The sequence below is a fragment of the Aestuariibaculum suncheonense genome (assembly GCF_014596935.1).
Classification (GTDB): Bacteria; Bacteroidota; Bacteroidia; order Flavobacteriales; family Flavobacteriaceae; genus Aestuariibaculum; species Aestuariibaculum suncheonense.
Genome location: NZ_JACVXC010000002.1, coordinates 394,980 through 411,057 on the forward strand (window position 1 = coordinate 394,980; position 16,078 = coordinate 411,057).

The 16,078-nt window shown below is 34.5% G+C and carries 8 protein-coding genes; all 8 read right to left on the bottom strand.

Translation table 11 applies throughout. The annotated features are described in order from the left end of the window. Positions 1–45: 45 nt before the first annotated feature. Positions 46–648 (bottom strand): SOS response-associated peptidase, encoded by a 603-nt coding sequence (locus ICJ84_RS07365; RefSeq protein ID WP_188215726.1) that lies wholly within the window; start codon positions 646–648, stop codon positions 46–48. A 411-nt stretch (positions 649–1,059) separates the two neighbouring features. Further along, positions 1,060–3,666 (bottom strand): sodium:solute symporter family transporter, encoded by a 2,607-nt coding sequence (locus ICJ84_RS07370; RefSeq protein WP_188215727.1) that lies wholly within the window; start codon positions 3,664–3,666, stop codon positions 1,060–1,062. A 209-nt stretch (positions 3,667–3,875) separates the two neighbouring features. Further along, entirely contained in the window at positions 3,876–6,974 is a 3,099-nt protein-coding gene (locus tag ICJ84_RS07375) for a glycoside hydrolase family 2 TIM barrel-domain containing protein (protein WP_188215728.1), read from the bottom strand. 51 nt (positions 6,975–7,025) lie between these two features. Next, on the bottom strand, positions 7,026–9,347 hold the full coding sequence (locus ICJ84_RS07380; RefSeq protein WP_188215729.1) for a beta-N-acetylhexosaminidase: 2,322 nt from the start codon (positions 9,345–9,347) through the stop codon (positions 7,026–7,028). 22 nt (positions 9,348–9,369) lie between these two features. After that, entirely contained in the window at positions 9,370–10,143 is a 774-nt protein-coding gene (locus ICJ84_RS07385; protein ID WP_188215730.1) for a creatininase family protein, read from the bottom strand. Positions 10,144–10,148: 5 nt separating this feature from the next. Beyond that, positions 10,149–12,761: a family 20 glycosylhydrolase gene (locus tag ICJ84_RS07390; protein ID WP_188215731.1), complete on the bottom strand. Its 2,613-nt coding sequence runs from the start codon at positions 12,759–12,761 to the stop codon at positions 10,149–10,151. Positions 12,762–12,813: 52 nt separating this feature from the next. Further along, positions 12,814–13,998, bottom strand: a complete 1,185-nt coding sequence (locus ICJ84_RS07395; protein WP_188215732.1) for a glycoside hydrolase family 27 protein — start codon at positions 13,996–13,998, stop codon at positions 12,814–12,816. A 5-nt stretch (positions 13,999–14,003) separates the two neighbouring features. Continuing rightward, a complete protein-coding gene (locus tag ICJ84_RS07400; RefSeq protein WP_188215733.1) occupies positions 14,004–16,070 on the bottom strand; it encodes a GDSL-type esterase/lipase family protein in 2,067 nt (688 codons plus the stop codon). Positions 16,071–16,078: the final 8 nt, after the last annotated feature.

Here is a 16,078-nt window from a genome sequence, read left to right on the forward strand (position 1 = left end):
GAAAGTTAGTGCGTCAAAATCCGCTACCATTCTTATACTAGACCGTTAAAACAGAAGTTTCAATTCATCAAATTCAACTCTATTTAAAATAGTTTCAATATCACTATCTATCTTAGGGCTAGACAAATCTTTACTTACGGTATAGGCATCTAATCGTTCTTCAGGAAAATTGAGATTAACTAATTCCTTTACATCCTTTTCATTAAGGCTTTCAGAAAGCCAATGATCAATATTTTCAGAACTTAGAATAACAGGTTGCCGTTTTTTCAAATTGTGTATCTTCTCCAATAAAGGGCTGGCCTTTTTGGTTAAGATACTAAAGGTGATATAAGTGCCAATAACAGTATATATACCAGCTAAAGCCAAGCCCTTATCCTCCTTTTCTTTAATGTAGAAAGGGTATTTTTTCTTATTGCGTTCGTGAGGTTCAAAAAAGCCATCTACAGGGATAACACATCGCCTGGTCATGACGGATTCCAGATACATGAAATGACTAAACAGCTTTTCGGATTGCGCATTCAAGCCTGAACCATATTTTACAGCTTCCTTATAATAAGGTTTAATGTCCTCTGGGCTTTTATAATTGGGAACTATACCCCAAACTCCAGGAGCTAATACCTCAGGTTTCTCTTGTGGTATAACTAGCACATTAGGATGAGAAAACCCATTGAGATGATCTGAGGCGTCAAAGTATTTTTCCTAATTTTCATCACTAATTTTAACGCTATACTTGCGTTCTAAATCTTTTACTTTTTTTAATCGAGCTGTCTGGAATCACATCTATAAAAAATATAATAGTTTAAATTTACTTAATAGAATTTCATACAGCATCCAAAACATCAAAAAATATACGCATAAAATCTTATAAACAAGAAGGAAATTATACTTAAAACCACATGTATTGCCTTATGGATTTTCCAAATTGAAACTTCATTTTCAAATTTAATAATTAGTAGCTCTATTAAATTATCCAAAAATTTTATAAAAAATTGAAAAACAAAATTTTATATTTCTTTAATTGAAATTTTTCTTATTCTATTTATGGATAACTTCCTTCTATTATTGACTCTTCTCTTTAGTAACCAAACTAAATATATACCCAAAACCAAAACAAGATACTACACCTACAAACGAATACATTAAAAAGTTCAAATTAGTATATACACTAACATACCAGGTTAATAAAGCACTAACAACAAGTCCCGACAACGTCCCTATGGCATTAGCTTTCTTGGTAAGCATGCCTAAGAGAAACATTCCTCCTAAACCTCCGGTAAACAATCCTAAAAAGCGATAAAATTGGTCCCAAAGAGATTTGATATTAGAGTTAGCCATCCATAAAGCGAATAACACACCAAAAATCCCCGTTAAAACCGTTGCTATTCTTGCTATTTTTAGCAACTGTTTATCTGTTATAAAAGGTCTAAAATGTAAATGAAAATCATTACAATACGCTGTGGACACCGAATTTAAGCTACTACTTATACTTGACATTGCAGCTGAAAATATTCCGGCAATCAAAAGTCCTGATATTCCTAATGGTAGTTCCTTCACAATATACCATGGGAATATAGAGTCATTGTTAGAGATAGTTGGAGATAATTTGTTCGGCATTTCGGTATAAAATATAAATAACAAAGTACCTATTCCAAAGAAAATAATTGTGGCTGGTAATGTTAAAACAGCGTTGGTATAAAGGGTTTTTCTAGAATCTTTAATACTCGAACTTGTTAAATAACGTTGAACTATGGTTTGGTCTGTCCCTTGAGTCACCATAGCAGAAGCTAACCCTCCAATAAGAACTACCCAAAATGTTGAATCTGAAAAATTAAATTCTAAATTCAACATACTAAATTTGTCTTCCTCTGAGGCAAATGATATCATTTCACCAAAAGGGGTTTCTGTATGAACCAATATCCAAATAATAGCCAAAACACTTCCTCCCATTAAAACGAATACCTGCATAACGTCTGTCCAAATAACAGCTTCTATTCCTCCAAAAGTAGTGTAAAACACACATAATAATCCCATAATCAAAATACAACTTTCGACTGGAATACCAGTTACAATTGAAATTGCCAAAGATGGAAGTAACAAAACTATTCCTATCCTACCCAATTGAAAAATTATAAAAGATAAACTTCCAAATGCACGTGCTAGGTAATTAAATCGATTTTCGAGATACTCATAAGCAGTTTTTATTTTTAGTTTATTAAAAAAGGGAATAAACACATAGGCTATTACTGGAGTTATAATAATTGCAGCTATGTTTAAAAAGAAAAACGACCAATCCGTTACAAAGGCCTTAGCTGGAATAGCCATAAAAGTTATTGCACTTAATAAAGTTCCGAAAACACTTAAGCCTGAAGCCCACCAAGGTATACGACCGCCTCCCGAAAAATAATCTGTTGTAGATTTTTGTTTTCGCGAAAAATAAACTCCAATTAATACAGATATTAAAAGGTATAAAATAAGAACACTATAATTTAAAATACCAAAACCATGTTCTTGATCATCTATTCGAAATCTTTTAACTTCGGGTGTTCTTATTCCAGGCGACACTTCCCCGGAAACAATTACAAAATCTTCATCATCTTTAAAACTTAATGCCGTAACAGGAAGTTTACTCATTGACTCATTATATACAAACCATTGCTTCGTTATTGTATTAAAAGATAAAATTTCTTTCGAAAAACCAGGATGATTATTTAAGAGTGAATCACGTCTTTCTGTAAGCGAATCTAAAATAGAATCGTTTTCTGTATTGTTTATTTCTAAGGCTATATTCTCTAATTTATCGAAGATTAATTCATCACAACCTCCATAAATTAATATATGCATAGATCCCATTGATACAGCCGACGCCCCCATTAATACCCGACTATTTCCATCTATTTCAACATCGCCTTCTTCTGTCCAAACATTATTATTCAAATCATAAGATAAATAACTACTTAAAGCCTCCGATTTTTTACCTGAAACTTCATTTCTACCTCCAAAAACAAATATTTTTTTACTATGAGATGTTTCTTGGACTGCAATAGTATGAAGTGCTCTTGGTGCTCCAGGAAAATCTTTTAATTTTTCCCATTGTTTTTTTTCATTTAGATTTAACCTGTAAAAAGCATTGGTTGTAAAATCTTTATTCTTTCCCCCTACAACATACACATAATTATCCTCAACTATCGCTGTTGAAAAAGCTAGAGGTTCTGGTAGATTTGGATAATTGGTAATCCTAACAGTTTTAGAATCGGCTTCGTATGCCATATGTAGTACCCTATTGCTAAAAGATTCCTTATTATTTCCCCCGATGCATAAAACACCATCTTTTAGAGAGACTGAAGCCGAATAAGCAATTGGCTGAGGAAGACGTTCTGAAACCTTTACCCACGTTTCATTTTCAAAAACGTAAATCTCATCGCTCCAAACTTTTTCCCCTCCCTTCCAAGGTAAGCCATTCGGAAAATTTGCACCTCCAGCAGCAATAATAACATCTTCATATTTTCCACCTAGCATACCAGCAAAACCCATTGAAGTCATATTTTGCTGAGTTGCTGGTAAATTCTGTAAATTAGACACAGTAATTTTCGATTCTTCCTGAGCACTAATTATAAAACTGTTTATAACCACAAAAAGAAGTACAAATATGCTATTAATTTTTCTCATTACTTAAAATAACAATTATCTCTTAAACCATTTAAACAGCATTTTAGCAAATTTAACTTGATTAAGGGGATTAAACCGCTAATATAATTAATTTTATATAAAATGTATTATGTTATACATATTGAATTAAATATGTAATGTTGAAATAAAAAAATAGCCCCTAATTGTTAGGGGCTATTTTTTACAATATTAGATAAAATGAATTCAATCTATTTTACAGGCATCATCCAGTAAGAGTAAGAATAATCTTTATACGGCAGTAGATACTGGTCCATTGGTAATGTGCCCCAACTATTAATACTTCCTAATCCTTGCTGAAACCCATCAATATTTATATAAATCTCCGGTCTCGCATCTAACTCACCAGCATGTTTTTGTCCTTTTTCATCTCCCGAATCTAAATCTTCCTGGCTGTAGTTTAATGCTGAAAAACTAAATGGTGAAGAGCTTAAAAACTTTAGGCCTGATCCATTTTCCTTAATTATATCAACCCAACGTACATCAAGCTTATTTCCTGTTTCCTGAGGACGGATATATGGAAAATACTGCTCCTTGACTGTTTGTGTATACAAACCTACCTTAGCTGCATGCTGACGATCGGTGTAAGCCTCAAACGGACCTTTCCCATAGTACTTAATCGTCTTATAATCTTTCGGTAAGATTAAACGATTTCCAAATTTAAACAGGTTAGGATGCGAACCCTTAATCGCTTTAAATTCATTGGTTACTTGAATTGCACCGTTACCATATACAACGTAGGTTTCTACTACCTGAGCATCTCCGTTTAGCAAGTCTCGCTTAAAACGTACTTCTACACTCGACTCATTAAGTGTTTTGATGGAGCTACTTACCTCTATTCCTTTGGTTACATCCTTCCAGACTTTATACTTTTTCTGTGTCTGAGCTCCATAATCATTATCGTTTGGTGAGCGCCAGAAGTTAACCTCCGGTCCAGATGTTATTAGACTGTTTCCTTTGTAATTATATTGATCTAATACACCTTCATGCGAATCAAAAACTAACTTAAAATCATCTCCATTTACTGTAATAACATCATTCTGTTCTTTGTAACTAATCGGCTGAGTCGAAAGTTCTGGTCCTTTTATAGACGATTCCTGTAACTGAAACTGCTCATAAGCTATTGTATAACCTGATTCTAATAATGGTTCGTCAGCTTTTAACTTCACATCAATATTTAGAAAATATTCTTCATCTGGTTTGAAGGACGTTTTAAACGGAATATTTATTATTTTCTCTGCTTGAGGTTTGGTTACAATGTTATCTATACTGCCGTTTTCAACAACAATACCATTTTCAATTATCTCCCAGTTTAATGTGTAGTTTGATAAATCTCTGAAGAAGTACCAGTTTTTCATGATAATATACCCTTTAGAAACATCTTTGTCGTAAAACTTCACATTCTGATGAACATATTTTACTTCATGAATATGTGGATTTGGTGTTCTATCCGGCTGTACTAATCCATTGTTTAAAAAGTTATTATCACTTGGTGTACCTTCAGGACCAAAATCACCACCATAGGCATAAATCTCTCTACCATTTTTTACTGTTTTAATACCCTGATCTACCCAGTCCCAGATAAATCCGCCTTGTAACTTATCGTACTTCTCGTATAGATCCCAGTATTCTTTAAACCCTCCCATACTATTCCCCATAGCATGAGCGTATTCACATTGTACTAATGGCTTAGTAAACTCTTCATTATTAGCGTATTCTTCCACATATTTTGGGGTCGCATACATAGGCACAAATAAATCGGTATTCCATTCCAATCCGGCACGCTCGTATTGAGTAGGACGCGTCGTATCTAATTTCTTGGCTAATAGATACGTATTATAAAAATTATAGCCGTTACCTGCTTCATTTCCTAAAGACCAAATAATGACGGAAGGATGATTTTTGTCGCGCTCTATCATACGTTGGGTGCGCTCCATATGTGCTTTTAACCATTCCGGATTGTTTGCCAAAGTTTTATGCAGCGCATACCCCATACCGTGTGATTCGATATTGGCTTCATCAATCATGTAAATACCATACTTATCACATAATTCATAAAAATAAGGGTCATTAGGATAGTGACAGGTGCGTACTGCATTAATATTATACTGCTTAAACAACTGGATATCCTTTAACATGTCTTGCCTAGATACCACATGTCCCGTAACAGGATCGTGCTCATGTCGATTGACACCTTTAAATAAAATAGGTTGGCCATTTAACAGGTACTGACCGTCCTTTACTTCTGAAGTTCTGAATCCCACCTTTTTTGAAATCGCTTCTAAAACACCTCCTTTTTTATCCTTTACAACTATATCCAATTCATAAAGTGCAGGATCTTCGGCAGACCATGATTTGACATCCTTAATAATTTGGGTGAATGATAAAGTAGATGTACCGTTTTCCAATAATTCGTATCCTGATGAACCTGAAAACACCTCTTCTCCTGATTTTAAAAGTTTCACCTCTACTCTACCTTTTTGCTTTTTAGAGCTAAAACTTTTGACATCCAAGGTTAAGTTAAAATCGCCATCGGTGTAATTATTAACTAAACCAGATTTAGCCCAATAGTCTTGTAATTGTACCTGCGGTCTGGAATACAAATAGACATCACGCTCGATTCCTGATAGTCTCCAAAAATCCTGACACTCCAAATAACTACCATCACTCCATCGATACACCTCCAGCGCAACACTGTTCTTTCCTGGTTTTACATATTCCGTAACATCAAATTCAGCCGGTAATTTTGATCCCTGGCTATAGCCCACTTGTTCTCCGTTTATCCAGATATAAAAAGCCGACTTTACTGCCCCTAAGTGAATATAAATTTTGTCTTCTCTCCAATTAGATGGCAGCTCGAAATCTCGTTTATAAGCCCCTACAGGATTATGACCATCAGGAATATCGGGTGGCGAGGCCTGCCCCTTAGCAAATGGATAGCTGGCGTTGACATAAATAGGAACTCCAAAACCTTCAACCTCCCAGTTACCAGGCACCTTTATAGCGCTCCAATTGGAAGTGTCATAACTGTTTTTATAAAAATCAACTGGTCTTGATTCCGGTGATTCACTATAATTAAATTGCCAAATCCCATTTAATAATAAATAGTTTTCTGCACTCGTTAAGTCATTGGATTTAGCCAACTCCATACTTCGATAAGGAAAAAAACTAGACCTAGCGTCTAACTTATTCATCTCTGTTATCTCGGGGTTTTCTGTTACAGGATCAAGTGTCTGGGCTTGTAAAAAAACGCCCATTAAACAGCAAATAATAACTATTAAATTCTTCATTAAAATTATTTTCTTATTAAGTAGTTAAACTTAAAAACTCTAAATAAATCTCTATTTTATTAAAATCTCATCAACGAACAGCCAAGTATCTCCTCCTGATTCATTTTCTTTTAAATTCTCGGCTACAATCTTAACATATCTGCAAGGTTGCTCATTAAAACTTACCTTAAATTCTTTAAGTTCAGATTTAGGATTTTTAGCAAATGCTCTCGTAACCTTTCCAACTTCTCTATAACTTTTACCATCTTCTGACAAATAAACTATCACTGCTGTTGGAAAATAAATACCCGGACCTTGATTTTCTAAAGTCCCAACAATAACTTCGTGCACATTGGTAGATTCATCCAAATCTATAATAGCTTCCATATCCTCAACCAGCCATGCCTGCCAATGTCCATCGTGAAAATTCTTGGTACCTCTTAGGCTATTTACTAAACCAAACTCTCCTTCTCCAGTATAGTTTTGATGGTATGCTTTCTTAAATGTAATTGGCTTGCCGACAGCTTTATGGAATTCTATATTAGTGTCAAACATTTTACCTACAGGCGTATCGTCTTTAAATAATGATGCCTGAATTCTTTTCGTCTCTTTAAGTTTAATAGGCTTTGTATATTTTACAAATTCTTGGTCGCTATTCTCTTCGGAAAGCTTATAACGAATATCTGCATTAGTAAATTCATTATTCAAAGACACCAAAACCTCTTTTGATTGAATATCTACTTCTGCATCATGCATGACTAAATAAGAACTTTTTGAATAGTTAATCCCCAAGTAATCCAATCGTGTAAACATCGTTTCCATTCTTGATGAAAAATCTTCCCAATTACGAGTTGATTTAGGAGACCAAAGCGTTTCTGATAATGCCAATAGTCTTGGAAAAATCATATATTCAGAATGCGATTCGGTTTTAATTTGTTCAGACCACAAATTCGCCTGCCCTCCTAATACATGTTTAGCTTCATCCTCTGTCATAGTCTCTACCACAGGATCGAAAGTATAGACTTTACTTACCGGTGTATAGCCTCCCCACGCCAACGGCTCTTCGTTTTGAGGTCCTTGATAATGATCGAAATAACAATGTGTACCCGGAGTCATAATAACATCGTGTCCTTGTTCAGCAGCTTCAACTCCTCCTTTTACACCCCTCCAACTCATTACCGTAGCTTCTGGAGCAATGCCTCCTTCTAAAATTTCATCCCAACCAATTAGCCTTTTTCCATTAGCATTTATAAATCGCTCCATACGCTTTATAAAATAACTCTGAAGTTCTTCAACACTCTTAAGACCTTCCGCATTCATTCTTTCTTTACAATGTGAACATTTTGCCCAATTGGTTTTGGTAGCCTCATCCCCTCCTACATGGATATATTTTGAAGGAAAAATAGCCATGACCTCGGTTAAAACATTCTCTAAAAACGTAAATGTATCGTCTTTTCCAGCGCAATAAATATCTGTAATTGGCCAAACACCTCCTGAAGGCACTCCTATTTTCTGATTAAAACAGGCTAATTCGGGGTAAGAAGCTATAGCGGAAGATACATGTGCCGGCATTTCTATTTCAGGAATAATTTCCACGTTTTTTGTTTCAGCATAGGCCACTAAGCCCTGTAATTGCTCTTGCGTGTAATACCCGCCGTAAGTTCCTTTTTCCCCATGTAAAGTAGCTCTTCTACCGTCCCAATGTTTATCTTCCTGATCTACTCTCCAGGCTCCAACATTAGTTAATTCGGGATATTTTTTTATTTCTATTCGCCATCCTTGATCATCAACCAAATGCAAGTGCAAAACATTCATTTTTAGCATGGCCAACCGATCTATGGTTTTCTTTAAATAATCTATTTCAAAAAAATGGCGAGATACATCTAACATTAAGCCCCTGTACTGAAATCTTGGTTTATCTTCTATAGTAAGACAAGGCACAATCCAGTCTATGTCTGGTTTCAAATTATCACTTTCAATACTTTCTGGTAATAATTGTCTTAAGGTTTCAATTCCATATAAAAATCCTGCATTACTACTTGCAAATATTTCAATATGATTTGAATCGATCTTTAATTGATACCCTTCTTTTTCAATACTTTCATCAATTAATAATTCTACCACATTCTTCCCATGTGACTTGTCGCTTACATTTAGATCCCATCCAGCGGCATGTTTAAATTGACTAGTTAACAACGTTGCTATTTCTTCTTGTGAAGAAGAACTTATTACAAATTGGGTATTCTCATTAAACACAAAAACACCTTCATTTATTTGTGTATGATTTGGTTTAGGTATAATTTGTACGACTGGTTGTGTATATGTTTTATCATTTACACATGAGCCTAAAACGATTGCTGCAGCAATCCATAAAACATTCGATAAGAATTTCATATTTAATTTAGTTTTTCCAAATTTATTCATAAAAATTATTTAAATCGGCATTATGGAGTTCTACAAAAAACGAAGCTATTGCTTGTGTTGTAGCTACAAAGAAACGTTCTCCTTTTTCTTTGTTTGACTCCTTAGGATTTCCTACACCCGTATCATATGTAACTGATGTCCATCTTCGTTGTGCCGTTACCCAACCGTCTTTTAATCCTTTTATTTTAAATTGTTTTGCCTCGCCATTGCCTGCTTCCTGAATAGGTAGTACCAACTCCGGTGTTAAATGCATTACAACTGAGGTTTCAAGTTCCCCTGCATGGTCACCAGGTTCATTAAAATAATCAGAGCCATTTTCAGCCTGCCACCAATTTAGGGCACAAACAAATACCCCAGGAAATAGGATGAATAACTCACGAATAATTTGTTTAAAATTATTTCCTCCATGTCCATTTACGATTACCAATTTATTCACCTTGTTAACTTCTAGTACTTTTATAATATCTTGAATAACTTTTAATTGAGTACTGGGATTCATATTAATACAAAAAGGCACATCGAACTGGCCTGAATTTACACCAAAGGGAATCGTTGGTAAAACAATCACTTTTGCATTTTTATTCCAGGCTAATCGAGCAGCTTCAATAGCTACACCCTCAGACAAAATATTATCAGTGGCATAAGGTAAATGATAATTATGTGCTTCCGTCGCTCCCCAAGGCAGCACAGCTACCGTATAATCTTCGTTTTCAATTGCCTTATAGTTTGTCTCTGCTAAAACATATGGTCTTGCTTTATTTTCCATAAACCTTACTTTACATATTTTTTAATGACTTGTTTCCACCTGGCATAACCTTTTTCGGTTAAATGCAAACCATCATGAGTATATTCTGTTTTTAAGTACCTTTCTTTATTTCTCATAGCTTTATGAAGATCTATATACTCAATATTTAACGTTTTTGCTAAATCTTCTAGTAGCTTGTTGGCTTCCATTATCTTTTGATGATTAGCTTTATGACCAGCAAAGCGCTCTCCAATATAAGGGTTTACTGGCAGTATACTTTGAATATAAATTTCCGTGTTTTTAGATTTTTCATTTATCGCCTCAATAATATGCTGAACTCCCTTTAAAACGTATTCTACACTTCGACCATGTGCCATGTCATTAGTTCCTACAAGCAAAAACACTTTTGATGGTTGAGATGCCGCAACCTCATCAATTCTATTTAAAATACCATCTGTGACATCGCCACTAATACCGCGATTAATAACATTATATTTAGGAAACAAAACTTTCCAATTGCCTCCTTCGGTTATACTATTTCCCAAAAAGATAATTTCATTTTCTGAATCAGGTTCCTTATTAAACAATTCAAACCGCTTATAGTAATGTTTAGAATAAGATTTAACTGGCTCCAATGGAGCAAAGGTGAACATCCAATTCTGATAATCTATTTTACCTGGCACTTTAAATACAATTGTATTTACGCCTCTTTGAAGCTGTATAGAAACAGGTTCGCGAGTCCAATACAATTCTTCTTTCGCCCAAGGGATTTCTTGATCTTCTTTCGATCCCCAGCCTTCTATCTTTGACGGTTTCCATCCCGGATTTTTCCATTTTGGTGCCGTAAGTTCCTTTCCATTAACCCAAATAGTCCCTCCATTGGCATCCCATCTGCCTTGTTCTGGAATACCAGAATAGACCCTGTTTGCTCTTAAAGGGGTTTCAAAACCTATCCAAACTTTAATAGTTTGATCATGATCTACTTTAATTTGTCTCTGCGCAAAAACAGTATTTCCATTATTTGCTTCGGGATAATATCCCCCTTGCTTAAAGCGATCTTTAACAATTATGGTATTTCCTGTTGCTGGTTTCCAGTTTTCAGTATTTAACGATTTTCCTGAACTAACCTGCTCCTCTATTATAAACGCATCTTCTTTTGATAAAGGCTCAGATAATAACCAATCACTATTAGTTTGTTTTACATACTGAAAGGGTTTGTTTTTTAAATATTGCTTTTTATGATGCAATAAATAGTATTCAAAAGTCTCTAAATATTTAAAGGCTTCTGTACCTCGTTCAGGTAACATGGTAAGATATCTATCTGAAGTTTTTGTAACATCGCCTGTCCATGTTGTCCAGGCATACGTTAACAAACAAGGATATAGAGGGTTCTGGCTTATAAAATCGGTTTCATTTTCTAAATTAACATCGGGCCATAAACTTAAAATTCCACCAATAATATTGTTTTTAGATTTATATCCGATTGGTTTGAATAAAATCTTAGGTACAGACGTCATAGGCTCGCTGTTGTTTATATAGCTGTTCCATGAGTCAATTTCTTTATAGCCTTTGGCTTCTAAATTCTTAGGTTGCCAGGTTTGCCTAATAACATCTTCCTCTATTTTTAAACCTGGGTTCCAAACGATAACCTCTCTATTATTTTCCTTGCATACCCTAATCATTCTGGTCATAAATTCATCTGGATTTTCTATATGAACTTCATCTGATCCTAAATGAATAGTAGGACATAAATCTTCAGGAATTTCCATAAAAAATTCATTAAGAATGACTTCTAAAGCATCCATTCCTTGCTTCGATTCCATTTTAAAACCCATAGATGTCACAAAAGAATCGCTATGGCCTGGCATATCTATTTCTGGGATAATTGTTATGTGCCTTTCTTTGGCATAAGCTATTAATTCGCGAATTTCACCATAGGTATAATATTTTCCGGGATCTCTTGTTGGTCTGTGGTTTTCTGCCAGATTAAGTTTCGGATAAGCTTTACTTTCTATACGCCATGCAGGTCTATCGGTTAAATGCCACTGAAAAACATTTAACTTATATTTAGCCATAATATCTAGCTGTTCTTTCAAAATATCTAAGCTTATAAAATTACGGCCCACATCCAATAAAAAACCGCGCACTGAATGTTTTGGTTCATCTACAATTTCGCAAAAAGGAATTTGAATCTTCCCTTGCTTTACTATTGCAAGTTGAGCTAATGTCTGCAAGGCATAAAATCGTCCTGATTCATCTTTGAACTGTATTTCTATTTCATTTTCTGAAACCTTTAAAGTATAGCCTTCAGAATTGATTCTCTGATTTTTTACCAACTTAAAAACAGCTACTGAAGCATCGGTTACAAACGCATCATTATGTACAATACTTTCTATAATTTCTATTGAAATTTGGTCTAAATCAATATCACTTTCAATTTTAAGGTTGTTAAAACTTAAATGCCCAGTGTTCCAAGTAACTTCTTTTGGGTAAGGAATTAATTTTCTAGGGACATTTTTTAATGTCTCGGTAGAAATTAGAGATTCGAATGTATTGCTAAAATCTTGAGCGAAAACATGTGAAATTAGACACATGAATAATACAGGCACTAATTTTGTTTTACAAATTGTAAATTTCATTTTAATAAATTACTTTTATTTAAATCTTTTATTCTTGCTATTTTTATAGCATTTATAGTACTTTTTTTAACCTATAAACCACCACGTCGCGAGAAGGAATTTCAATTGTAAATTTTGATTCTGTAGTACCTATATTTTGATTATTCCATAAATCTATTACACTATATTTTCCTATGAAGTTTTTGATTGGTATACTTTCCCAGTCAATGTTATATCTTTTACGATTAAACTCTCTGTTAAAAAAGCATATGGCAATGTCTCCTTTGGAAAGTTCTTTTTGCCAGATTTCAAAATTTCCAAAATCTTCAATTTTAAAACCTTGTTTTCCCAATTCATCCTGATTTACAGATATTAAAGCTTTATTTGTTAAAATATTTTTATCGTTTACCGACATGGATCTCAAATCATTGCCAGCCATTAAAGGCGCTGCCAACATGCACCACATTGTAAAATGAGCTCTAGCCTCATTAGTGGTCATATTCGAATTTCCAACAGCCAGCATATCGGGGTCATTCCAATGCCCGGGACCTGCGTATTTTTCTAAACCTACTTGTTTATCAAGGATTTCTGTCCACCCTAATTGGTTTCCCCAAATATCTCCATCAAATCTTCCTTTCATGTCAATATCGTAGGTCGTTCTATAAAGATGAGCCACCTCCTGAGCCCATTCCCATGGCTTATTTTCACCCCATTCGCACATACTAAAAACAATTGGTCGTCCTGCTTTAAAAAGTGCATCTCTCATAAAAGCATAGGTTTCTCTTGCGTCTTGACCCTGTGTATTACACCAGTCGTATTTTAAATAATCAACCCCCCATTTAGCGTACGTTTCTGCATCCTTAAGCTCATATCCTTTACTTCCCGGACGACCCGCGCAAGTTTTCGTTCCAGCATCAGAATAAATGCCGAATTTTAGACCTTTTGAATGAACATAGTCCGCCAAGGCTTTCATTCCTGATGGGAATTTCTCTTTATCAACTATGATACACCCATTTGTATCTCGGCCTACCTGCCAACAATCATCAATAACAATATATTGATAACCAACGTCATTCAAACCATTAATAATCATGGCATCGGCCATTTCTTTTATTACTGTTTCATTTACACCATCACATTCAAAATGATTCCAACTATTCCATCCCATGGGCGGTGTTAATGCTAAATTTTGAAATTTTTGAGCATTTATCTGAATGGCTATTAATAAAATTGTAAGAAAAAAATAAAAAGTTCTCATGTAGTTTAGTTTGTAATATTTGAAAATGTTGACGCTGGTAAACCTGATGCATTAGTTAAATTTCCTTCTGAAAAAGAACTATATCCATACCTTACGTATCTTGGAGTCTTTACCTCTTTACTCCATAGAATTAGTTTGTCAGCCTCTATTTTAGATTGAGCTTTAACAAAAAGCTTATCTTCATCTGCTATTTCTAAATCTTTCACCGGAAATCCATCAGATGTTTTCAGGCCTGACGAATATTTAAAAACAACCTCTAATTTGTCATCCAAAACATTTACGTAATCAAATAAAGGTCCTGAAAAATTAAGATTATTTTTATATGCTTTAGCCAAAGCCACTTTTGCTAAACGCTCCCCTACACCCCATTTTTGTTTGGGGTGTACATCTGTTTTATGACCTACATCCAATGAAACGGCCATACCTGTATTGGCAATGGATAACAACTTACGCTGTTCATCTCTAAAGTAGCCCCAATTAGGTCTATTAATACTACTTAACTGAACATAATAAAATGGCAAATCGAACTTGTTAAAATGGATCCGCCAATCGTTTACTAACATTCTAAATAATCTAGAATGTAAGTCTACCTGATTGGTATTTGATTCTCCCTGATACCAGATAACTCCTTTAAAATTATAGTTTAAGAGAGGTAAAATACCTGAATCGAATAAAAAAGTTGCATCGTAAGGATGTCTTGTTTTTAGATATTTATCGCCTGCAAAATTTTCAAACTTACGTTCAGAAACCCAGGCATCTACCAGAGGATTAAACCAAGTATCATTTAACAAACTAATGGTTTCATGCTTTTGTTCCATACTTTCCCTGCTTATCCATGATTGAGTTGGTGAGCCACCTACAGCATTACAAACAATTCCTACAGGAACATTTAGTTTCTTTTGTAAGTTACAGGCATAAGCATAGGCTACTGCCGAAAACTTTTCAAGTATATCTCCATCTGAATTGGCCCATCCTGAATATTCAAAATAGTTATCAGCATGGCATAATGCTAATTCTTCACTGGAAAACGATGTCGATTTTAAAACCTTCGGATTCATTGAAAACACAAATACATTCGGATTTATAGAATCCTTAAGAACAGCTTTAGCAGATGCCATCTGATGCACTTTAAAATCCATGTTTGATTGTCCTGATGCCAACCAAACCTCTCCTAAATAAACCCTATTTATTTCTATACTATTAGATCCCTTAGAGTTGATTTTGAGTTTATAAGGACCTCCGGCTTCCATGGCTTTAAATGTTACCTTCCAAACTCCATTTTCATTTGGTTTTGTAATTTGTTTACCAGTATTAAAAACAACAGTAATTTCATCATCTAGATTTGAAACTCCGGTGACAACAATAGGTTCATTTCTTTGAAAAACCATATTTTCACCATATAATCGCGATACTTTTAATCCTCCACAATTCTTTGAAATGGTACTATATACCTTTTGAGCTATTTTGGCCGCTCCTTCTTTTGTGGGATGTAAATTATCCGGAAAGTATTCAGGATACCTGTATAAAGGTTCGTGCAAATCTATTAATGAAACATTTGCAATTTTAGCTACATTTTCAATTTTGGATTGAATTTCTTTAAAACTTTCACGCATACCTTCTTCAAACCAATGATGACCGGAAAAAGTTGGAGACATTCTACAAATAAACACCTTCGGGCTTGTTGGCAGATTTTGATATGCCGAAATCATATCCAGATAATCATCAATAAATTCATCTTTGTGATCTGGCCAATTATTATTTCCCTGATCGTTTAAACCTAAATGAATGACAACGATATTCGGTAAAAACGCTTTTGACTCGGTAAATTCCTTTTCATCCCAATATGGCTTATGGCCATTTTTAAGCATGGTGGCTCCAGAATGTCCAAAATTCCCCACTTCATATTGCTTTCCTAATAGATTTTGAAGTTGAGTAGGATAACAATTTTCTTCTCGATTTTCAATTTTATAGCCATAAGTTACACTGTTTCCTACACAGGCAATTTTCACCTTTTGGGCATGACTAATGAAAGATTGTAGAATGACTATTAAGCAAATAAACTTTGAAAACATGGGCCTTG

Excerpts from the sequence above, each read along its gene's own strand:
- ICJ84_RS07400 (WP_188215733.1), bottom strand. The coding sequence starts at position 16,070 with ATGTTTTCAAAGTTTATTTGCTTAATAGTCATTCTACAATCTTTCATT.
- ICJ84_RS07390 (WP_188215731.1), bottom strand. The coding sequence starts at position 12,761 with ATGAAATTTACAATTTGTAAAACAAAATTAGTGCCTGTATTATTCATG.
- ICJ84_RS07375 (WP_188215728.1), bottom strand. The coding sequence starts at position 6,974 with ATGAAGAATTTAATAGTTATTATTTGCTGTTTAATGGGCGTTTTTTTA.
- ICJ84_RS07370 (WP_188215727.1), bottom strand. The coding sequence starts at position 3,666 with ATGAGAAAAATTAATAGCATATTTGTACTTCTTTTTGTGGTTATAAAC.
- ICJ84_RS07380 (WP_188215729.1), bottom strand. The coding sequence starts at position 9,347 with ATGAAATTCTTATCGAATGTTTTATGGATTGCTGCAGCAATCGTTTTA.
- ICJ84_RS07385 (WP_188215730.1), bottom strand. The coding sequence starts at position 10,143 with ATGGAAAATAAAGCAAGACCATATGTTTTAGCAGAGACAAACTATAAG.
- ICJ84_RS07395 (WP_188215732.1), bottom strand. The coding sequence starts at position 13,998 with ATGAGAACTTTTTATTTTTTTCTTACAATTTTATTAATAGCCATTCAG.